Here is a 21076-nt window from a genome sequence, read left to right on the forward strand (position 1 = left end):
GAGAATTCAGGCCTGGGCAAAAACCCGGCCGAGGAGAGCCTTCGCATAGGCCTCGTCGGCGGGGCAGCCCTCGGCGAGCCATATCCGGCGGCCCTGCGCCAGAAGTTCGCCGATCTTCGGCCCCTTGGGGATGCCCCGCTCCACCAGATCAGCCCCGCGGAGCGGAAATACCGGCAGCGGCTCGGCCCCGCTTCGGAACCGAATAAGCGCCTCCGGGGCGCCTTTCTCGAGGGTCGGCCGGGGTTCGCCCGCCGTCGCGGAGAGAACGAGCGAGACCGTCTCGACGCCATGTTCGGCCACGAGGCGGCGGATGGCCGTGGCATCCAGCGGCAGAGACGAGGACTTGAGACTGGCGAGCAGCTCGGCATAGGCGGCAAGCCGGCGTTGCTCGTCGTTCGAGAGCCGCAGGCGCTCGCGCAGGCGCTCCGCATCCTCCTCGGTCATGATCGCAAGCGCGGCCAAGCGCTCGACCGGATCCGCGCTCCGGTCCGGCGCGGAGGCGATCCTCTCGAACCGCCCGAACTCCGCCGCGCCATCCAAGATCCATGTCAAGAAGCCGTGCTCGGCCAGGATCTGCACCGTGTCCTGGGCCCGGCGCGCCACGAGCAGCTTCAGAAGCTCGTGCCGGATCCGCTCGCGGGACAGGATGGCAAGACCCGCCCGCTCAGCCCCGGCAGCGACGAGCCCTTCCGGATCGGGGCCGTTTTCGGCGTATTCCGCGTAGAACCGGAAGAAGCGCAGGATCCGCAAGAAATCCTCACGGATGCGGATATGCGCATCGCCGATGAAGCGGACGCGCCTTGCGGCGAGATCGGCAACCCCGTCCGTGTAATCGTAGAGGCGACCGTTGAGACCCAGCGACAGGGCGTTGATGGTGAAATCCCGCCGGAGCGCATCCGCCTCGAAATCGCGGCCGAAACAGACCACGGCGTAGCGGCCGTCCGTCTCCACGTCTTCGCGCAGGGTCGTGACCTCGAACGGCTCACCTTCGACGATGACGGTGATCGTGCCGTGATCGATGCCTGTGGGAACGGATTTGAAACCCGCCCGATGAGCACGCTCCATGATGCCGTCCGGGGACGCAGTGGTGGCGCAATCCACCTCCATCACGGGCCGCCCGAGCAGGGCGTTGCGCACCGCACCGCCGACGATGCGGGTCTCTTCGCCCTCGCCGTTCATCGCGTCGAGCAGGCGGCGCAGCTTCGGCCGCTCCAGAAGACCGGCGAGCGCCTTTTGATCGAGGGTGTGAATCACTTGAACTGCCCCGGAACGACACGCCCGTTTTCCACATGCGTCGGGACGAAGGCGCCGGTATGACGCTCGGCCAGAAGGCCGCCGATAAGCAGAGAGAGGATCACGAAGGCCAGCCCGGCAATGGCGACCCAGGGCACGTGATCGCTCCAGGAGGACCAAGCCAGGGGATTGCGGCGGAGGATGACGAGATAGATGGCGAAGGCGGCGAAGGGGAGGAGGAAAAGCAACAATTCCTGGATGATCGCCCGCGTCATGAAGTGTAGAGCCTCTCATAGAGATTGCGGAGGATGCCCGCCGTGACGCCCCAGATGTAGCGTCCTTCGTAAGGGATTGCATAGTAGCGACGCACGGAACCCTTCCATTCACGGGAGTGAAGCTCATGGTTGGCGGGGTCCATCAGGAAGCTCAAAGGCACTTCGAAAGTGTCCGCCACCTCGTGCGGATTAAGGGCCAGCGTGTAGGAAGGCGAGACCCGCGCGACCACGGGCATGACGAGATAATTCGTGGTGGACAGATAGGCGTCGAGATAGCCGAGCGGGCTGATGAAACGGCTGTCGAGCCCGATTTCCTCCTCCGCTTCGCGATAGGCCGCGGCCAGGATGGAGGCATCCTCGGGATCGACCCGCCCGCCCGGAAAGGCGATCTGCCCGGAATGCTGGCGCAGGCCCGTCGCCCGCTCCGTGAACAGCAGGGTCGGCTCGTCCCGCATCACGACCGGAACGAGGACGGCGGCCTCCTTCGGTGTCAGCGGCTGGGCCAGCGGGACATTGTCGAGGGAGTGGTCGCCCCGCGGATTGGCGAGCGCATCGCCGAGCTCCGGCGGCTCCGGCCGCAGCCTCTCGGCGGCAAGCGTCAGGAAATCGGGCGCGTCGAGAGGAGCAAGCCTCATCGGAATTCACCTCAATCCCGAAGCGGGAGCGATGGGAAAAAAGGCGCCGCCTGCCCGAACTCCGTAGAGCGCTTCATTGTCCAGGACCCGCTCTTCGCCCAGATCGATCAGGTCGAACGCTAGGGACCGCGTCACCAGCGCCCACAAATCGCCGCGAACTTTCACATATGGCTTCACGCCGCCGCCCGCATCCTGCTCGAAGCGCAGGGGATGATCGGGCCCGACCTGCACGAGATCGTCGACATTGGTGCGAAAGGCGATCTGGCGCTCCTCCTCGTCTCCCTCGACGGCCATTTCGACAGCCAGGAACGGCGCATCATCGACGACGATTCCCACCCGCTCGACCGGCGTGACGAGGACGTAACGCTCCGGGTCTTTGCGCAGAACCGTGGAGAAAAGCCGCACCAGCGCGGGGCGATTGATGAGCGTACCCATGTAATGCCAGCTTCCGTCGGCGGCGATGCGCATGTCGATCTCGCCGCAATAGGCGGGATTCCAACGTTCCACGGGAGGCAGGCCCTTACGCGTTCCATCCGCTCCGAGCGCTTCGGCGAGGCGCGATAGCGCACTGCTTTGAGCTGAGGCGTTTGGATCGGTCATGACACAAGCGTGAACAAGAAATTACACCTCAAGGATCGACGAACGGCTATCAATCGCTACTTGCTAGAGCATAGAGCCAATGCATGCGCCGTCCAGTTCACCGGTTCCTTGCTGCGGCGCAAAGCCCCCCTTGCCTATCGATGCCGAAGGAAGGCACAGTGTCGGTCGGGGCGAACGCTAATGAGTGGAAGGATAACTCATGACGGCCAGTATCGCTCAACCGCCTACCGCGCTGGACGATGCGATCATCCGCAATGCGGAAGCGACGCTCGAAACCGTGGGACGCGCCCGTGAAGCGATCCACTCGGTCATCTTCGGCCAGGAAGATGTGGTCGATCACACCCTCATCACTCTTCTGGCCGGCGGCCATGGATTGCTCGTGGGTGTTCCCGGCCTCGCGAAGACGAAGCTCGTCGAAACCCTCGGCATCGTGCTGGGCCTCGATGCGCGGCGGGTGCAGTTCACCCCGGATCTGATGCCGTCCGACATTCTCGGCTCCGAAATCCTCGACGAAGGCGCCGACCGGCGCCGCTCGTTCCGCTTCGTGAAGGGGCCGGTCTTCACCCAGCTTCTCATGGCGGACGAAATCAACCGCGCCAGTCCACGCACCCAATCGGCCCTCCTGCAGGCGATGCAGGAGCATCACGTCTCGGTCGGTGGCGAGCGGCATGATCTGCCGCAGCCCTTCCATGTCCTCGCCACGCAGAACCCAATCGAACAGGAAGGCACCTACCCTCTCCCCGAGGCCCAGCTCGACCGGTTTCTTCTGGAGATCGACGTCGGCTATCCGGACCGGGCTGCGGAAAGACGCATCCTCATCGAGACCACAGGAGCGGACGAGCATAAGCCGGTCGCCGTGATGAACGCGGAAGCGCTGATGAATGCGCAGCGGCTCGTGCGCCGTCTGCCCGTCGGCGAAAGCGTGGTCGATGCGATCCTCGATCTGGTGCGCTCCGCGCGTCCCGGCAACGAGGCCTTTGAGGGCGTCACGGACAAGCTGCTCTGGGGCCCCGGCCCTCGCGCCAGCCAGTCGCTCATGCTCGCCGTACGCGCCCGCGCGCTGATCGAGGGCCGTGTCGCGCCATCCATCGCCGATGTGGTGGCCCTGGCCGAACCGGTGTTGAAGCACCGCATGGCGTTGACCTTCTCCGCCCGCGCGGACGGGGAAACGGTCAAGAGCGTCGTCGGCCGCCTCACGGCGCGGCTGGCGGGCTAGGATCATCGTCATGGTCCGTACCCGGGTCCTCCCGGAAACTGCCCGCACCCCCGGCAGGCACGAAACGGAGTCTGGGCTGACCCTGGCGCAGCGCATGCCTCACCTCGTGCTGGAATCGCGCCGGGTGGCGGCAAACCTGTCTCACGGCATCCATGGCCGCAGACGGGCCGGGATCGGCGAGACCTTCTGGCAATTCCGCCCCTTCGTGACGGGCGAAGCGGCGCAGCGCGTCGACTGGCGCCGCTCGGGCCGCGACGACAGGCTCTATGTGCGCGAGCGCGAATGGGAAGCGGCGCAGAACATCTGGTTCTGGATCGACCGCTCGGCCTCCATGGGCTACGTCTCGGACCTCGCCCAGGCCCCCAAGATCGAGCGGGCGATCGTACTCGGCCTCGCCCTGGCAGATGCCTTCGTGGAAGGCGGCGAGCGGGTGGGCATGCTCGGCCTCATGCCGCCCCGCGCCACCACCCGGATCGCAGAAGCCATGGCGGAAACCATGGTCGCCGACCGCTCCTCGCTGGAGGACGACCTGCCTCCGCAGGCTCCCATCGCCACCCTCGATGAGGCGATCCTGATCGGCGATTTCCTGACTCCGGCGAGCGAAATCGCCGCCGCCGTCGAAGCCATTTCGAGCAGGGGGGCGCGCGGGCACTTGGTGATGATCGTCGATCCCGTCGAGGAAACCTTTCCGTTCCAGGGGCAGGCCGTCCTGCACGATCTGGAAGACGGCATCTCCCTCAGGATCGGCGATGCCATCTCCTGGGGCGCGGCCTATCGGGGGCGTATGGACGAGCATCGGGACAAGATCGAGCAACTGGTCCGCCGTCGCGGCTGGACCCTGACGATCCACCGCACCGACCGCCCGGCGAGCGAAGCGGCGCTGCGCCTGATCACGCTGGTCGCGGCTACGCGCGGTGCCGATGTGGGAAGGCGCTAGATCATGCTGGGCCTCCCCCTCACCTTCGCCGCCCCATTCGTTCTGATCGCGCTCGCCGCCCTGCCGGCGATCTGGCTACTCCTGCGGATCACGCCGCCGCAGCCGAGGCGGGTCGATTTTCCGCCTCTGAGAATCCTCGCCGATCTGCGTCCCGAGCGGGAGACGCCGGCGCGGACCCCCTGGTGGCTTCTGCTGCTGCGGCTGGCTCTGGCGGCCTTCCTCATTCTCGCCGCTGCGGGGCCGATCTGGAATCCGCAGTCGGAGGGCAGCAGCCGCGCCCCTCTGCTTCTGCTCGTCGATAACGGCTTTGCCGCCGCGCATGACTGGCGCGACCGGATGAACCTGGCATCGGGACGCATCGAGACGGCCGAGCGCGAGGGGCGCGTCGTCGCCGTCGCCGCGATGGCGGAAGAGCCCCAGGACATCCAGCTATTGGCTCCGGCGGCAGCCCTGGAACGCCTGCGCTCCTTCAAGCCCCTCCCCCATCTGCCGAACCGCCAGATCCATCTCGACGCGGTCCGGCGCTTCCTGGAAGCCACGCCCGATGCGGAGATCGTCTGGATCAGTGACGGCATCGCGGGCATCGACAAGCAGGGCTTCGTCGACGGTCTGGCCCCGCTGGCGTCCGGGCGGCGGATCACCATTCTCAAGGCGGAACAATCGCCGGCTCTCGCCCTTGCCGACATTGCGAATGCCGGCGGGCAGCTGAACGTCACATTGGTTCGAGCAGAAGCGAACGGACGCAACACCGGCATCGTTCGCGCGCTGGATCTGAAGAATCTGCCGCTCGCCGATGCGCGCTTCACCTTCGCGCAGAATGCAACGGAAACCAACGCCGCCTTCGATGTGCCGACCGAGATCCGCAACGCCATCGCGCGGATCGAAATCCTCGGCGAGAGCTCGGCCGGAGCCGTGAGCCTTCTCGACGAGCGCGGCAAGCGCCGGCGGGTCGGCCTCGTCTTCGGCGGCACCGCCGACCAGGCTCAGCCGCTCCTGTCGCCCGTCTATTATATCAACAAGGCTCTGGCTCCTTATGCCGAGATCCGGGAAGGCCGAGGCGGCGTCGCGGATGCGGTCAACCAGCTTCTCGACGAGCAGGTTTCCATCCTCGTTCTCGCGGATGTGGGCGGGCTCGACAGCGAAGCCCTGGCCAAGGTGACCTCTTTCGTCGAGCATGGCGGCCTGCTGCTGCGCTTTGCCGGATCGCGCCTTGCCGCCGGCAACGACGATCTCGTGCCCGTGCGCCTGCGCCGGGGCGGCCGCAATCTCGGCGGCACCCTCTCCTGGGACACGCCCAAGACGTTCGCCCCCTTTACCCGGGAGAGCCCGTTCTTCGGCCTGAAGATCCCTGACGAAATCGGCATCCGCCGCCAGATCCTGGCCGAGCCCGACGGCGATCTTCCTGCCAAGACATGGGCCGCTCTTGCCGACGGTACGCCTATCGTCACGGCGGATAAGCGCGGCGACGGGCTTGTCGTGCTCTTCCACGTAACCGCCGACACAACCTGGTCGAACCTGCCCCTGTCGGGCCTTTTCGTCGACATGCTGCGCCGGATCACGGCTCTGGCCGGCGCGGCAAGCGATCCTACCGCCGAAGCGCGCAACGCCGAGAACCAGACCGTGGCTCCTCGCCTCACCCTCGACGGATTCGGCACCTTCACATCGCCGCCGGCGACCGCCCGCGCCGTGACCCGCAATTATGCGGAGCGCGCAAGCGCGGAACACCCTCCCGGCTTCTATGGCCCGGTGGATTCGAGCCTTGCCGTGAACACGCTCGTGGCCGGCGACCGGCTGGCTTCGCTCGACTATGCACCCCTCAACGCCCGTATGGCGCCGCTTGCGGGCTCCCGGACCGTCGATCTGCGCGCGCCCCTGTTCAGCCTGGCGATCGTCCTTCTCCTCATCGACACCCTGGCCTCCCTCTGGCTCGGCGGGCATCTCGGAAACCTGTTCGGCCGCATGCGCCGTGCAGGAGCGGGCGCGGCTGTCGTCCTGGCCGCCCTCCTCACGGTGAGCGTGGCGCCCGATGTCCATGCCCAGGAGCAGAAGCCGCCTCTGACCCAGGAGAGCAGGAATTCCGCCCTGACGACACGGCTCGCCTATGTGATCACCGGCGACGAGCAGATCGATTCCACCAGCAAGGCGGGGCTCACGGGCCTCACGCAGGTGCTCGGCATGCGCACCGCCCTCCAGCCGGGGGATCCCATCGGCATCGACCCCTCGCAGGACGAGCTCGCCTTCTATCCCCTGCTCTATTGGCCCATCGTCGCCACGAGGCCGGCCCCGAGCGAAGCCGCCATCCGGCGTCTCGACGCCTTCATGAAAGGGGGCGGCACGGTGATCTTCGACACGCGGGACGCCTTCAGCGCCCGCCCCGACGGCGCGGTGAGCGCCGAGGGGCAATATTTGCGCCGCATGCTTTCCACCCTCGACATTCCCGAGCTGGAGCCGGTACCCGCCGATCACGTCCTGACCAAGACCTTCTATCTTCTCGACGATTTCCCTGGCCGCTACGCCACGGGCCAGACCTGGGTCGAGGCCCTGCCGCCCGCAACGGAGGAAACGAGCAACCGCCCGGCCCGCTCGGGCGACGGCGTCTCGCCCATCATCATCACCTCCAACGATCTGGCCGCCGCCTGGGCCGTCGGACCGCGGGGAGAAGCCCTCTTCCCGGTCGTCGGCAGCGATCAGCAGCGCCAGCGGGAGCTATCGTTCAGAAGCGGCATCAACATCGTGATGTATTCGCTCACCGGCAATTACAAGGCGGATCAGGTGCATGTGCCGGCCCTGCTCGAGCGTCTTGGGCAATAGGGTGAGGACATAGCGATGCTTTCGGTCAGTTTCTCACCCCTCATCCCCGTCTACGTCCTCTGGACCGTCGGTGCGGTCGCGGCGATTCTCGCCGTTCTGGCTCTCGTCTCCCGGGGGCCTGTCGCCATCGTGAGAGCGCTTGCCCTCGCCCTGATCCTCCTGGCGCTTGCCAACCCGTCCCTGGTTCAGGAGGAGCGGGAGAAGGTGAAGGACATCGTGGCGGTGGTCATCGACCGCACGACTTCCCAGACCCTTGGCGACCGACAGGAGATGACAGACAAGGTTCGCGCCGAGCTGCAGCGCCGCTTCGGCGCGCTTCCCGATGTGGAGCCTCGCTACATCGAGGCCGACGACGGCGCGGGGGATGACGGAACGCGTCTTTTCGCGGCGCTTTCCAACGGCCTTGCCGACGTACCGCCGGACCGGCTCGCTGGCGTCCTCTTCGTGACCGACGGCGTTGTGCACGACATTCCGCCCTCCGTCGAAAGCCTCGGCTTCAAGGCGCCGCTGCACGCCCTCATCACCGGGCGTCCCGATGAGCGCGACCGGCAGATCAAGCTGCTGGAGGCTCCCCGCTTCGGCATCGTCGGCAAGGATCAGACCATTCGCGCGGTCGTCATGGAGCGCGGCGGCACCGGCTCCGCCACCGTGACCGTGCGCCGGGACGGACAGGAATTCTCACGCCAGCAGGTGCGGGCCGATACGCCGTTCTCGATCAATGTGCGCATCGAGCATGGCGGCGCGAATGTGATCGAACTTGAGGTGGACGGCCTGCCCGACGAGTTGACCCTGGCCAACAACCGGGCCGTCGTTCCCATCGAGGGCATCCGCGAGAAGCTGCGCGTCCTCCTCGTCTCGGGCGAGCCGCATCCCGGCGAACGAACATGGCGGAACCTTCTCAAGTCCGACGCCAACGTGGATCTTGTCCATTTCACGATCCTGCGCCCCCCCGAGAAGCAGGACGGGACCCCCATCAACGAGCTTTCGCTCATCGCTTTTCCGACCCGGGAATTGTTCCAGCAGAAGATCAAGGAATTCGACCTCATCATCTTCGACCGCTACGCCAACCAAAGCGTTCTGCCCTCGAGCTATTTCGAGAACATCGTGCGCTATGTGCGCGAGGGTGGTGCGATGCTCGTGGCAGCGGGACCCGAATTCGCAAGCTACGGCAGCCTCGCCCAGACACGGCTTGCGCCGATCATTCCCGGCGCGCCGGACGGACGTATCGTCGAGGAGCCTTACAAGGCGCATATCACCGACACGGGCGCGCGCCATCCTGTCACGCGGGACCTGCCCGGCTCGGAGACGCAGCCGCCATCCTGGGGCGAGTGGCTGCGCATCATCGGCTCGCAGGTCAGTTCCGGCGCGACGGTGATGTCGGGTGCGAACGACCTGCCGCTGCTCGTCCTGCGCCGGGAGGAGAAGGGCCGCGTCGCGCTTCTCCTCTCCGACCATGCCTGGCTCTGGGCGCGCGGCTATGACGACGGAGGTCCGCATCTCGATCTTCTGCGCCGCCTCGCCCATTGGCTGATGAAGGAGCCCGCGCTGGAAGAGGAAGCCCTGCGCGCCAGCGCCGCCGGTCGCGACATCAGGATCGAACGCCAGACCATGAAGGACAGCGCCGATCCGGTCATTCTGAAAGCACCGAGCGGCGCGGAGAGCAGCGTCGCCCTCACCGAGACGCGACCCGGCCTGTTCACCGCGCAGGTGGCGAGCCGCGAACTCGGACTCCACACGGTCCGCTCGGGCGATCTCATCGCTTTCGTGAGCATCGGGCCCGCCAATCCGCGCGAGCTGACCGATGTATTCAGCAATACGGACGCTTTGCGTCCCATCGCCGAGGCGACGGGCGGCTCAGTCAGGCGCGTGGCCGTGGAGGGTGACAAGGGCATCACAGTGCCGCGCATTCTCGCCGTGCATTCGGGCTCACGCTTTTCCGGCAGCGACTGGATCGGGATCAAGCCGAGCGAGAGCGCCATCGTTCGCGGCATCTCCGTCTTTCCCCTGGCTCTTGGCCTGCTCGGCCTCGTGCTGCTGGTCGGCGCGACCCTTGCGGCCTGGCTTGCCGAAGGTCGCCGTCGCGCCTGACCGGCAATCGGGACAGGTTCGGATCCAACGATCTCTTGAGATAAGATAGCGCTTGTGAGCGGGAGCGGGCACTCCTCCCTTTGAGCATTTCTTGGCATTTTCTTGTGACAAGCATGGGCGTATACTAATGCGCCATAAGGATTGCCGACTGAGCATCCGCATGAATGGAGGTTTTCTCCATGCCCGAGTATCCGGCGCCTGAACGTCGTCGCTTCGACTGGCTGAATCTGCTGCTCCTGCTGGTGCCTTTCATCGCTCTGCTCTGGGTTCCTTTCTATAATTCGATAGAGCCGACCATCGCAGGCATCCCGTTCTTCTACTGGTATCAGTTTATCTGGGTGTTCATCACGTCGGGCCTGATCCTCTGGGTACATCGCAGAGCGGGCTAGGAGCCCCTGTATCTACGAACTGCCGGCGACCCGTTCCGAGGAGTTCGGACATGAACTGGACCGCGCTGATCGTCTTCACATTGCTGTTTGGATTCATCACCGCCCTCGGCTTCGTCGCCGCCAACTGGCGACGCGGCGATCTCGACCTGCTGCATGAATGGGGGCTGGCCGGCAGGCGTCTCGGAACGTGGGTCGTCTGGTTCCTGCTGGGCGGCGACGTCTATACCGCCTACACATTCATCGCGGTGCCGGCACTCGTCTTCGGCGCCGGCGCCATCGGCTTCTTCGCACTGCCTTACACGATCATCGTGTATCCGCTGGTTTTTCTCATCCTGCCGCGCATGTGGTCCGTGGCGCACAAGCACAACTACATCACGGCGGCCGACTTCGTTCAAGGCCGGTACGGCAACCGATGGCTCGCCCTTGCGATTGCGGTGACGGGCATCGTCGCCACCATGCCCTATATCGCGCTGCAACTCGTCGGCATCGAGGTAGTGATCGGCGCCATGGGCGTGCAGGCGGAAGGCATCCTTGGCGAATTGCCGCTCATCATCGCCTTCGTCATCCTTGCCGCCTTCACCTATACGAGCGGGCTGCGGGCGCCCGCGATGATCGCAGTGGTCAAGGATACGCTGATCTACATCACGGTGATCGCCATGGTGATCGTGATTCCGATCGAGATCGGCGGCTACACCAAGATATTCGCCGCCATCCCGGAATCGAAGCTCCTGCTCGCGTCACCGAAGGACGGCAATCTCGGCCAGTACTCGGCTTATGCAACGCTGGCGCTCGGCTCCGCCTTCGCTCTCTTTCTCTATCCCCACACGGTCACCGCGATCCTGAGTTCGAGCGGGCGCGAGGTGATCCGCCGCAATGCCGCTTTCCTGCCGGCCTATTCGTTCCTGCTCGGGCTTCTCGCCATCACCGGCTTCATGGCGCTGGCCCTGAATGTCGACAAGCTGCCCGAATATGCGCCGCAATTCGCCCGCTACAGGTCCAATTTCGCGGTGCCTGCGCTGATCCTTCATTCCTTCCCGAACTGGTTCGTCGGCGTTGCCTTCGCCGCCATTGCGATCGGGGGCCTGGTGCCGGCGGCGATCATGTCGATTGCCGCCTCGAACCTGTTCACGCGCAACATCTACGTCCAGTTCATCCGGCCCGACTGCACGCCCAGGCAGGAGGCGCAGAACGCCAAGATCGTCTCCCTGATCGTGAAGTTCGGCGCGCTGGTCTTCATCCTCGCCCTGCCGCTGCAATACGCTATCCAGCTCCAGCTCCTCGGCGGCATCTGGATCAGCCAGACCATTCCGGCCGTCATCGTCAGCCTCTACTCGCGCTGGCTCAATCCCTGGGCCCTGCTGATCGGCTGGGCCGTGGGCATCGTATCCGGAACGTGGATGGCGGCGTCTCAAGCTTTCCAGTCCGCCGTCGTGCCTCTCACCCTCGACGGCCTGACCATTCCCGGCTATGCGGCGCTCTATGCGCTCGGGCTGAACTTCGCCACGGCCATCGTGCTCTCGCTGGTCCTCAACCCGATCCGCGCGACGCGCGGCATGGACCAGACCGTCGCCGCAGATTATCGGCTCTAGCGCATCGTGCACAAAAGTGGACCCGGTTTTTCGCTGACGCGGACCTTCGGTTCGCACAAAACGATGCGCCGCTTCAAGAATTCAGAGCGGCAGCGTGCCTACCATCCCCTTTGCATGGGACAGGGCGCCGTCGGCCAGTTCCAGTACGAGGAACCGATCCGGATTGACCGGCCCGGGAAGCTGGAGATGTCCCGTCGGGACGCGCTTGAAGCCGAAGCGGCGGTAATAGGGCTCGTCGCCCACCAGGAGCACCAGGGTATGCCCCTTCTCTCTGGCCGCTTCGAGGGAGCGCCGCATCAGCGCTCCGCCGATGCCCCGGCTCTCGAAGGCGGGCTCGACGGTCAGCGGACCAAGCATCAGGGCTTTCTTCGTTCCCGCCAGCACCGGCGTCAGGCGAACCGAGCCGACGAGCAGCGTACCCACGAGGGCTGTGAAGGAGAGATCGAGCAGATGCGGCGCCCCCTCCCGCAGCCGGGAGGCGGTACGGGCAAAGCGCCCCGGGCCGAAGGCGCGCTCATGGAGGCGCTCGATGGGATCGGCGTCGATAGGTTGTTCGGTGCGTATGATCAGAGAGAGCTCGGTCATGAACGGACTCGCAAAGGACGAAAAGAATTGTGGGCTGGACTGGTGTCAGCCGTTTCGTCGTCGCAAGTTCCGGGTTGTGGTCATGAAGATTGAGCGTTTCCTGAAGTTTCCTGGCCATAGCAGCGTCTGCGGTTCTGTGCAAACGGTTCTGAACGCGCAACCCTTACCAAGCGGTCCTTGGAGGCTCGCCATCGAGGATTTCCGCCAAGCGCCGGCGGGTGGCGGCGCTTACCCCTTCGGGAAGCCGGTCGAGCGGAAAGAAGCCCGCCTCGGCGATTTCCCGGTCGGGAACTTTCGGTCCGGCGACCGTGAAATTCCTGATGATGTAAACGATGACATGGTCGCGCCGGGACACATGGTTGTTGAAGAATACCCCATGCAACCGCGGGATATCGTTCATGGCGATGCAGGCTTCCTCGTACAGCTCCCGCTTCAAGGCTTCCAGCACCGGCTCACCGGTCTCGACCCCGCCGCCGGGCAGATGCCAACCGGGAATATACGTATGCCGGATCAGGAAGACGCGGTTGCTGTCGTCGAGGACGACGGCTCGGACCCCAAGGGTCATCCCGCGGGAGAAGCGCCAATAGGTATGAAGTCCCCAGCGAATGAAGCGTGAGGTCAGTTTCGACTCTTTGAGTTGGGACATCTTCATGAATGGATCATAGCTTAGCTTACGGAATGATGAATGGATTCATTCATTAAACGCATAGCTGATTCATTGTTTCAGCACGTGACCTGCACCGGACGCAGAGCTATACGAAGGCCAACAAAAAGGCACTCCCCATGTTTCTCTCTCTCATCCTGTCCCGTCTCGCCCGGTCTTCGCGGTTTTCCTGGTCGCCCGCCCTTGATCTCAACGATCACGCGATCCGCTCGACCCTGATCCCGGGTGCCCAGTACTAAGAACCTTCACTAAGAACCTTCAAGCCCTCGCAAATTCCTCTTTCGTGAGGGCTTGGCTTGTCCCCGGAATCCTGTTTAGAATAGTTCTAAATAGGGGATCGTGGGATGAAAGCGCTTTCGGAACTCACTGAGCGCGAGGTTATTGCCCTCGCCATCGCCAGTGAAGAGGAAGATTCCCGAATCTATCAGGATTTCGCGGACCGGCTGCGCCCCGACTTCCCCTCCTCCGCCGAGATCTTCGACGACATGGCGGAAGAAGAGCGGCACCATCGCAATTTCCTCTACGATTTCTACCGTTCCCGGTTCAGCGAGCATCTGCCGCCGATCCGCCGGGAAGACGTGCGCGGCTTCCTGAAGCGCCGCACCGTCTGGTGGAGCGCCGGGCTCGACCTCGACAAGATGCGCCGCGAGGCGGAACTGATGGAATTGCAGGCGGCGAATTTCTACGAGAAGGCCGCCCGGCAGACCCTCGATGTCAGCGTGCGCGAACTCTTCACCAAGCTGGCGGAGGTCGAGCGAGGACACGAGCGCAAGGCCTCCGAGCTGCATGCCGCCCACGTCACCGCCAATGCGGAGGTGGCTGAGGAAGAGGCGCGGCGAAGGCTCGTCATCCTGCAATATGTCCAGCCGGGGCTCGCCGGCCTGATCGACGGCTCCGTGTCGACCCTGGCCCCCCTCTTCGCTGCCGCCTTCGCCACCCACAGCAACTGGGAGACCTTCCTCGTGGGCCTTGCGGCCTCGGTGGGCGCGGGCATCAGCATGGGCTTCACGGAGGCCTTGTCGGATGACGGGTTGATCACCGGACGCGGCTCGCCGCTGCTGCGCGGTCTGATCTGCGGCGCCATGACCGCGATCGGCGGTCTCGGCCATACCCTGCCCTATCTGGTACCGGATTCCTGGCCCAACGCCTTCATGATCGCGACCTCCGTCGCCGCCTTCGTGGTCGCCGTGGAACTGGTCGCCATTTCCTGGATCCGCACGCACTACATGGATACGCCCTTCCTGAGGGCCGCTTTCCAGGTGATCGTCGGAGGCGTTCTGGTCCTCCTCGCGGGCATCTTCATCGGCAATGCCTGACGCATCGCTTTAAGGTTTGGCGAAGTCCCGCCGACGCCATAATGTCCGGCCGTCATGTTCCGCCTCGCTCATCTCACGGACCCGCATGTCGGGCCGCTTCCCCGCCCGCAGCTCCGGCAATTGCTGAGCAAGCGCCTGACCGGCTGGTACAACTGGCATCGCAGCCGCGCGGGCGCTCACGACATGGAGCTTCTCGCCGAACTTGTCGCCGATATCCACGCGCAACAGCCCGACCACATCGCCTGTACCGGCGATACCTGCAATATCGGCCTCCCCAGCGAATGGGCGACCTCGCGGATTTTTCTCGAGAGCCTGGGCGATTCGGCGCATGTCAGCTTCGTGCCGGGCAATCACGATGCCTATGTGATGGGCGCACTCGAAGGCCTGCTGAAAGAGGTCGGGCCCTGGACACGCGGGGATGACGGCTCCGAGGGCGTCTTTCCCTTCCTGCGCCGCTACGGCCCGATCGCCATCGTCGGACTCTCCTCCGCGATCCCGACCCTGCCCTTCGTGGCAAGCGGACGCATCGGCTCGAAACAGATGAAGGCGGCAGAGCAGGCCCTGGAGGCGCTAGGGCAGGATCGTAGCTGCTTCCGCATCGTCCTGATCCATCACCCGCCCCATCGCGGCGGCGCGCAGCCGGGCCGCAATCTCACGGATGCCCGCGCCTTCGAGGCCATGATCGGCCGCGTCGGCGCCGAGCTCGTGCTTCACGGGCATAACCATGTGGGGTCTCTCGCTCATCTCTCAGGCCCTCGTGGCCCAGTGCCGGTCATCGGAGCGCCCTCCGCATCGGCACGGGCCGGAACGCTGACCCATAAGGCAGGCTATCACCTCTTCACCATCGATCAGGATGAGACGGGCTTTCTGCTCACGGCCGAATTGCGAGGCTTGAGGCCGGACGGCAGCATCGGCGGGATGGGCATGCTGTCCCTCGGCCAGATCCGCCAGGCCAGCGAGAGTCCATAAGCGCATTGCGACCTCAGGCGTCCGCGGCGCCACAAGTTCTGGCGCAAGCCGTCAAGGCTGGGACGAAACGCGCGTCCTCAGGGGCTCGATCCGGGCCCGCACAACCTCCGTCGCTGGCCGCTCGAACAAGAGATGCACGATCAACCCGGCGATAACCACCGACAGAAGGGTGAGAACGACGAATCCCCATGGTCCGAGAATGACATCGGCCCCGGTGCGATGGGCGATCTCGCCGATCCCCCTGATCACGAAGGGATGGATGAGATAGATGGCGTAGGACGCATCTCCGGTCAGAACCCCGAAACGGGTGAGCGCATTCAACGACAGTGGACGATCGGGGCCGAGCGCTGCTGCCGCCACCAGGCAGGCTGCCGGAATTCCCCAGGCCAGAGGCCGCATCTCATTGAGATCGCTCGCCATCCCAATGAAATTCATCGCCAGGAGAGCGATGCCTGTTACGGCAAGTCCCCACCGCCAGATCCGGCTTAGGGTGAGACCCTCGGCGCGCAGCCAGCCGAGCCCGAGGCCGAAAGCGAATTCGAGGATGATCGGATCCGTCCAGAAAGCCAGCGGCTGCGGCAACGCAATGAGACGGCCGATGATGACGAGCCCGGCTAGAAGTCCCACAAGCAGGCTCAGCGCCCATCGGCGGGGCCAGATCAGCACGAGGGCGAACAGGCCGTAGAAAAACATCTCGTAATTGAGGGTCCAGCCAAGCGTATAAAGGGGTTGGACGAGGCCGTTCGGCCGCTCGAACGGGATGAAGAGATAGGAGGCCAGAACCTGCCAGGGCGCGAGGAGGTCGTTGTTGAGCAGCGACGGCGCAACCAGGGCAATGGCAAGATAGAGCGTGGTGACAATCCAGTAGAGCGGCGCGATCCGCGCCAGACGGCGCGCCAGGAAGACGCCCTGCGCACCCGGTTTCCCGAACAGGGACCGGGAAGCATGGACCATGATGAAGCCCGAGATGACGAAGAAGACATCGACACCGGCCATCCAGGGGAACCGGTCGAGGGCGGTAAAGGATTTCCCGACGCGCGCCGCCAGCGCCGCAGCATCATGCTGAGCATGCAGGAAGGCGACCGACAGAGCGGCGAACGCTCTCAAGAGTTGGACGTGGATAAGTTTCGACAAGCGGATCTCGGGATCGGATCAGCGCTCATACCGCATCGAAGCGCGCATCGCATCCCGGTTCCGGTAGAAAGGACGCCTATTTGCACTGACAAAGTCTATTTTCATGTAAGCTAAGCTTTAATGCTCAATAAAAACGTATTCATAAGATCATTATCTCAATTTTGGAACCGCTCAGGCGCCATCTCGTTATCGAGTTGCAGCAGTCACCCATCGTTTATTGCAAGCCGACAGGCCTTGCGAGGGAGTTCTGCGTCTCCGGAAAACAGAGGTTCATTCCATGAAGAAACATATTGCTCTTGCGGCCTTGCTGACGACCATTTCCGCTCCGGCCTTTGCGCAGCAGATGGACAGTCTGACCTTCAGAAACATGGCGGCACAGGCTGACGCCTTCGAAATCGCATCAAGCCGGCTTGCTCTCGAACGCTCCCGGAACCAGCGCGTCCTCAATTTCGCGCAGAGCATGATCTCCGACCACGGCCAGACGAGCCAAGCTCTCAATGGCGGCAGTCAGGTCTATTCCGCCAACGGCGAGTGGATGGGCAGCACCGTTACAGGCACCCTGGCGGGTGCCGGCATCGGCGCCCTGTTCGGCGGCCCGGTCGGTGCTGCCGTCGGCGCCGGTGTTGGCGCCGGAGTCGGCGCGACGACCGGAACCATCGCATCCGCCCCGGTCCCCGGCCCGAAGCCCGGCTATGATCCGAACTATGATGGCCCGCTCGGCCATAACAGCAATCTTCGTTCGGGCAGCCTCGCAACGGATCCTGGCCGCAGCGGCGCGATGGATGTCGTAGCGACCGGCACCATTACTCCGATTGCCCCGATGCCAGTGCAACTCGACGCCGAAAAATCCCAAATGCTGAACGAGCTTGCCTCGACAAGCGGCCCGCAATTCGACCGTCTCTACGGTCGCTATCAGCGCGCGGCGCATCAGGAGACGCTCGCGCTGTATCAGGAATATGCCCAGAACGGCAGCGATCCGGCGCTGGTTCAATATTCCCGGTCGGTGCTCCCGCATCTGGAGCACCATCTGGCCGAGACGCGCCGCCTACCCGGCGCAACCGGCAGACGTTAATCTCACACGTATTGGATCAGCGGCGGGTCGTCTTGGCCCGCCGTTTTCATGCGGCCCGGATGAAGGACTCGACATCCTTGCGCAGGGGCATCGGCCCCACGGCGCCCTGCCCCAAAGTCGAAAGGGCCGCTGCCGCATTGGCATAGGCCGCAGCCTTGAAAGCATCGCCGTGAATGACCCATTCGGCGAGAAACGCTCCATCGAACGTATCGCCCGCTCCCGTCGCATCGACCGCCTCGACGGGACGCGCCGCGATCACTTCCCGGCGCTCCAGCGTTGCGACCATGGTGCCGGATTTGCCCATGGTGAGCGCGACAACGCGGCAGCCCAGGCCGAGATAGAAGGCACAGATATCCTCCGGCCTGTCGAGCCCTGTCAGCTGTCGGGCATCGTCGAGGCCGGGCAGCGCGAGATCGGACAAGGCGACAGCCCCGTGGATCACGGCCCGCGCCCTGTCGAGCGGCCAGAGCCGCAGGCGCAGATTGGTGTCGTAGCTGACGACCGTGCCGTTCGCTTTCGCATGGCGGATGGCCGCGAAAACGGCATCCGCGCAATCGTCCGATATCGCCTGGCTGATGCCCGACACGTGCAGGATGCGCGACGCAGCAATCTGATCGAGAGGCAGCTCGCCCTTATGGACGAGGCTCGCGGCGGATCCCGCACGGGCATAGGAGAAGACGTGTCCCTCCTCACCGTAGCTGATGAAATAGACGCCGGTCCGACCGTCCTGTCTTAGAAGGACCGAGGAGCGGTCGATCCCCTCCCGATCCCACAGCTTCAGGAACTCCGCTCCGAAGGCATCGCCGCCCAAAGCCGTGAAGATGGCAGCCTTCGCCCCCTGCCGCGCGGCGGCGACCGCCGTGTTCGACACATCGCCCCCGAAGCCCGGCAGATAAAGCTGTTCGCTGCCGCGCCGAACTTCGGCGAATTCCATGAGGGGTTCGCCGATAGCCAGAAGATCGATGGTTTTCATGGAAGTATTGCCGGGGCTGGAAAGGTCGCGGGATTGCTCTCCCCCATGGCGACGACTTTGCCGGGGTTGAGAATGTTCTGCGGATCGAGAGTGTGCTTGATGGCGCGCATGAGATCGAGGGCCACCGGGTCCTTATAGAGCACCAATTCGTCCCTCTTGATCAACCCCACGCCATGCTCGGCGGCGATGGAGCCGTTCATGCCATGGACGATGTCGTGCACGATGCGGTTGAAATGCTCCCACTGCGCCAGAAAGGCATCCTTATCCATGCCGATGGGCTGGGACAGGTTGAAATGGATGTTGCCGTCGCCGAAATGGCCGAAGGCACAGACGCGGATGCCCGGCATTTCCGCCTCGCAGGCCTTGGTTGCCGCCTCGATGAACTCGGCGACCCGAGAGACCGGGACGGCGACATCGTGCTTGATCGAGCCGCCTTCGAGCCGCTGCACCTCTGAGAGGTTTTCGCGAAGTCCCCATAAGGCAAGGCTCTGCGCCTCGCTCGCGCCCAGCACTGCATCCTCGATGAGGCCATCCTCCAACGCTTGCCCGAGAACCGCCTCAAGACGCCGCTGAAGATCCGCATCCTTCTGGGGCGATGACAATTCGATCAAGGCATAGGACGCATGGTGGCCGGAGAGCGGGCGGACCGTGCCCGGTCGGTGCTTGAGTACGATACCGAGCCCGAAATCCGGCATGTACTCGAAGGCGGTGAGCTGATCGCCGGCCACCTCGCGCAGGCGGTCGAAGAGGTCGAGGGCCCTGTGGGGAGACGCGCAGCCGATGAAGGCCGTCACCCGCGCCTGCGGTTTGGGGAAAAGCTTCAGGACGGCCGCCGTGATGATGCCGAGCGTCCCTTCCGAACCAATGAAGATATCCTTCAGGTCGTAGCCCGTATTGTCCTTGCGAAGCCCCTTCAGGCCGTTCCAGACGCGCCCGTCCGCGAGCACGACTTCGAGGCCGAGGGTCAGCTCGCGCATATTCCCGTAGCGCAGAACCGCCGTGCCGCCCGCATTGGTGGCGAGATTGCCGCCGATGCGGCACGACCCTTCGGAAGCCAGGGACAGGGGAAAGAGATATCCGGCCTCATCGGCCGTTTCCTGTACCGACTTGAGGATGCACCCGGCCTCGACCGTGATCGTCGCGTTGACCGGGTCCAGTTCCCGGATCCGGTCCAGGCGTGCAAGGGACAGGACCACGCCGCCATAGGGAACGCCGCCGCCGACCAACCCCGTGTTGCCACCCTGCGGAACGATCGGCACGCCGGCTTTCGCACATTCCCGCACCACGAAGGCGACCTCGTCCCGGTCGCGTGGCCGCACGACCGCCAGGGCCTGTCCCCGGTACAGCCCCCGCAGCTCGACGAGAGCACTCTCCATGTCGCCGGGATTCGTCAGAACGGCGGCCGTCCCGAGCCTCTCCGTCAGGGTATCGATCAGTGCCGCGCGCGCGGCTGTCTCTATGGCCATCCCTGCTCCTCGCGATTGCGCATAGTCATTGCGTCTTGTGAAGCGGATCGCAAGGTGTAGGAAGGCAGGAACCGGCATGCCTCACAGGAAGGCCGGGAGAACAACACCGATTTTCCACGCTTTCGCGGATCCCCGATGACCTATGTGATTCCTGTCCCCACACCCCCTGCCCTCCCGGTTGCGGGTTCGAGCGATCTGTTTCCCGTCCGCCGCGTCTATTGCGTCGGACGCAATTACGCGGCCCATGCCCGCGAGATGGGAGGCGATCCGACCCGTGAGCCGCCTTTCTTTTTCATGAAACCCGCCGATGCGCTTCAGCCCGTGCCGAACGGCACGGTGGTGGATCACCCCTATCCGCCCAAGACACAGAATTATCATTTCGAGATCGAGATGGTCGTCGCCCTGGCCAAAGGCGGGCGTGACATTCCGGTCTCTCAGGCTCTCGACCATGTCTTCGGCTATGCGGTCGGCCTCGACATGACCCGCCGCGACCTTCAGGACGAGGCCAAGGGACTCCGCCGGCCGTGGGAGCTTGGGAAAGGCGCGGATTATTCGGGCCCTGTCGGGCCGCTCGTGCCCGCCTCCCGCATCGGCCATCCACAAGCCGGCGTGATTTCCCTGACCGTCGACGGCGTCGTGCGGCAGAAGGCCGATCTCTCGGACATGATCTGGTCCGTGGCCGAGCAGATTGCTTATCTTTCGTCCTATTTCGAGCTTGCGCCGGGCGACGTAATCTTCTCGGGCACGCCTGATGGTGTCGGGGCTGTTACGCAGGGCCAGGTCATGGTCGGCGCCATCGACGGCTTGGGCGAGATCAACCTGCGGGTCGTTTAGCCCTGCCGAACGAGCCTTGCCTTTTTGGCGTGTTTGACCGTTACTCAATCACGGCGCGATCAGAATGATCGCGAGAATCGTGGCTCGCCTCAGCACGAGCCTTTAAAACTAAGGGAACGACAATGAAGTTCTTCAAAACTGTCAGCCTTGGCCTCCTGGCTTCCGCCCTTGCGATGGGTGGCGCCGTGGCCCAGGACAAGACCGTGAAGATCGCCACCGAGGGCGCCTATGCGCCGTGGAACTTCACCGGCGCCGGCGGCAAGCTGGAAGGGTTCGAGATCGACCTCGCC

General features: G+C 64.4%; 19 protein-coding genes and 1 pseudogene. 11 read left to right on the forward strand and 9 right to left on the reverse strand.

Annotated elements, in window-relative coordinates; translation table 11 throughout:
• Window positions 1-6 precede the first annotated feature (6 nt).
• From AB4Y97_RS05365 to AB4Y97_RS05380, 4 genes are read right to left on the reverse strand one after another with little or no spacing between them, the layout of a single operon-like run.
• On the reverse strand, window positions 7-1254 hold the full coding sequence (locus tag AB4Y97_RS05365; protein WP_441997983.1) for a CCA tRNA nucleotidyltransferase: 1248 nt from the start codon (window positions 1252-1254) through the stop codon (window positions 7-9).
• Window positions 1251-1508, reverse strand: coding sequence for a DUF6111 family protein (locus tag AB4Y97_RS05370; protein ID WP_441997984.1), 258 nt, complete (start codon window positions 1506-1508; stop codon window positions 1251-1253). Before AB4Y97_RS05370 ends, AB4Y97_RS05365 begins: the two co-directional genes overlap by 4 nt.
• On the reverse strand, window positions 1505-2143 hold the full coding sequence (locus tag AB4Y97_RS05375; protein WP_441997985.1) for a CoA pyrophosphatase: 639 nt from the start codon (window positions 2141-2143) through the stop codon (window positions 1505-1507). Before AB4Y97_RS05375 ends, AB4Y97_RS05370 begins: the two co-directional genes overlap by 4 nt.
• A gap of 6 nt (window positions 2144-2149) precedes the next feature.
• On the reverse strand, window positions 2150-2743 hold the full coding sequence (locus AB4Y97_RS05380; RefSeq protein ID WP_441997986.1) for a DUF1285 domain-containing protein: 594 nt from the start codon (window positions 2741-2743) through the stop codon (window positions 2150-2152).
• Between the two features lie 199 nt (window positions 2744-2942).
• On the opposite strand from AB4Y97_RS05380, the gene AB4Y97_RS05385 reads away from it, so the two are divergent.
• The 6 genes from AB4Y97_RS05385 (at window position 2943) to mctP (ending at window position 11773) form a co-directional block, all read left to right on the forward strand.
• Complete coding sequence (locus AB4Y97_RS05385) at window positions 2943-3959, forward strand: AAA family ATPase (RefSeq protein WP_441997987.1); 1017 nt, start codon at window positions 2943-2945, stop codon at window positions 3957-3959.
• 10 nt (window positions 3960-3969) lie between these two features.
• The gene (locus tag AB4Y97_RS05390; RefSeq protein ID WP_441997988.1) at window positions 3970-4896 is read left to right on the forward strand and encodes a DUF58 domain-containing protein; all 927 of its coding nucleotides are present in this window, start codon (window positions 3970-3972) and stop codon (window positions 4894-4896) included.
• A 3-nt stretch (window positions 4897-4899) separates the two neighbouring features.
• Window positions 4900-7707, forward strand: coding sequence for a DUF4159 domain-containing protein (locus AB4Y97_RS05395; protein ID WP_441997989.1), 2808 nt, complete (start codon window positions 4900-4902; stop codon window positions 7705-7707).
• A gap of 15 nt (window positions 7708-7722) precedes the next feature.
• Complete coding sequence (locus tag AB4Y97_RS05400; protein ID WP_441997990.1) at window positions 7723-9795, forward strand: hypothetical protein; 2073 nt, start codon at window positions 7723-7725, stop codon at window positions 9793-9795.
• 179 nt (window positions 9796-9974) lie between these two features.
• Window positions 9975-10184 (forward strand): DUF3311 domain-containing protein, encoded by a 210-nt coding sequence (locus AB4Y97_RS05405; RefSeq protein WP_441997991.1) that lies wholly within the window; start codon window positions 9975-9977, stop codon window positions 10182-10184.
• Window positions 10185-10234: 50 nt separating this feature from the next.
• Complete coding sequence (gene mctP, locus AB4Y97_RS05410) at window positions 10235-11773, forward strand: monocarboxylate uptake permease MctP (RefSeq protein WP_441997992.1); 1539 nt, start codon at window positions 10235-10237, stop codon at window positions 11771-11773.
• Window positions 11774-11854: 81 nt separating this feature from the next.
• Here the strand turns inward: mctP and AB4Y97_RS05415 are convergent, their stop codons facing one another.
• Together AB4Y97_RS05415 and AB4Y97_RS05420 are read right to left on the reverse strand one after the other, a co-directional pair.
• Window positions 11855-12358, reverse strand: a complete 504-nt coding sequence (locus AB4Y97_RS05415) for a GNAT family N-acetyltransferase (RefSeq protein ID WP_441997993.1) — start codon at window positions 12356-12358, stop codon at window positions 11855-11857.
• Window positions 12359-12521: 163 nt separating this feature from the next.
• Window positions 12522-13004, reverse strand: coding sequence for an NUDIX domain-containing protein (locus AB4Y97_RS05420; RefSeq protein ID WP_441998008.1), 483 nt, complete (start codon window positions 13002-13004; stop codon window positions 12522-12524).
• A gap of 362 nt (window positions 13005-13366) precedes the next feature.
• Between AB4Y97_RS05420 and mbfA the strand changes: the two genes are divergently transcribed.
• Both mbfA and AB4Y97_RS05430 read left to right on the forward strand, forming a co-directional pair.
• Window positions 13367-14338 (forward strand): iron exporter MbfA, encoded by a 972-nt coding sequence (gene mbfA / locus AB4Y97_RS05425; protein WP_441997994.1) that lies wholly within the window; start codon window positions 13367-13369, stop codon window positions 14336-14338.
• Window positions 14339-14392: 54 nt separating this feature from the next.
• Window positions 14393-15307, forward strand: a complete 915-nt coding sequence (locus tag AB4Y97_RS05430; protein ID WP_441997995.1) for a metallophosphoesterase family protein — start codon at window positions 14393-14395, stop codon at window positions 15305-15307.
• Between the two features lie 51 nt (window positions 15308-15358).
• On the opposite strand, the gene AB4Y97_RS05435 is transcribed toward AB4Y97_RS05430, so the two are convergent.
• The gene (locus AB4Y97_RS05435; protein ID WP_441997996.1) at window positions 15359-16441 is read right to left on the reverse strand and encodes an acyltransferase family protein; all 1083 of its coding nucleotides are present in this window, start codon (window positions 16439-16441) and stop codon (window positions 15359-15361) included.
• Window positions 16442-16718: 277 nt separating this feature from the next.
• Between AB4Y97_RS05435 and AB4Y97_RS05440 the strand changes: the two genes are divergently transcribed.
• Window positions 16719-17513 carry a DUF4142 domain-containing protein gene (locus AB4Y97_RS05440; RefSeq protein ID WP_441997997.1) on the forward strand — a complete coding sequence of 265 codons (795 nt, stop codon included), beginning with the start codon at window positions 16719-16721 and terminating at the stop codon, window positions 17511-17513.
• A gap of 46 nt (window positions 17514-17559) precedes the next feature.
• Here AB4Y97_RS05440 and AB4Y97_RS05445 read toward each other — a convergent pair whose 3' ends face one another.
• Both AB4Y97_RS05445 and AB4Y97_RS05450 read right to left on the reverse strand, forming a co-directional pair.
• The gene (locus AB4Y97_RS05445) at window positions 17560-18486 is read right to left on the reverse strand and encodes a sugar kinase (RefSeq protein WP_441997998.1); all 927 of its coding nucleotides are present in this window, start codon (window positions 18484-18486) and stop codon (window positions 17560-17562) included.
• The gene (locus AB4Y97_RS05450) at window positions 18483-19952 is read right to left on the reverse strand and encodes an FAD-binding oxidoreductase (protein WP_441997999.1); all 1470 of its coding nucleotides are present in this window, start codon (window positions 19950-19952) and stop codon (window positions 18483-18485) included. The genes AB4Y97_RS05445 and AB4Y97_RS05450 overlap by 4 nt, the downstream gene beginning before the upstream one ends.
• Before the next feature lie 135 nt (window positions 19953-20087).
• Here AB4Y97_RS05450 and AB4Y97_RS05455 point away from each other — a divergent pair, with 135 nt between their 5' ends.
• Both AB4Y97_RS05455 and AB4Y97_RS05460 read left to right on the forward strand, forming a co-directional pair.
• Window positions 20088-20786: a fumarylacetoacetate hydrolase family protein gene (locus AB4Y97_RS05455; RefSeq protein WP_441998000.1), complete on the forward strand. Its 699-nt coding sequence runs from the start codon at window positions 20088-20090 to the stop codon at window positions 20784-20786.
• Window positions 20787-20908: 122 nt separating this feature from the next.
• Window positions 20909-21076 (forward strand): annotated as a pseudogene (locus AB4Y97_RS05460) (ABC transporter substrate-binding protein); the annotation flags it as partial.

It is taken from the genome of Microvirga sp. 2TAF3 (assembly GCF_052114965.1).
Taxonomy (GTDB): Bacteria; Pseudomonadota; Alphaproteobacteria; order Rhizobiales; family Beijerinckiaceae; genus Microvirga.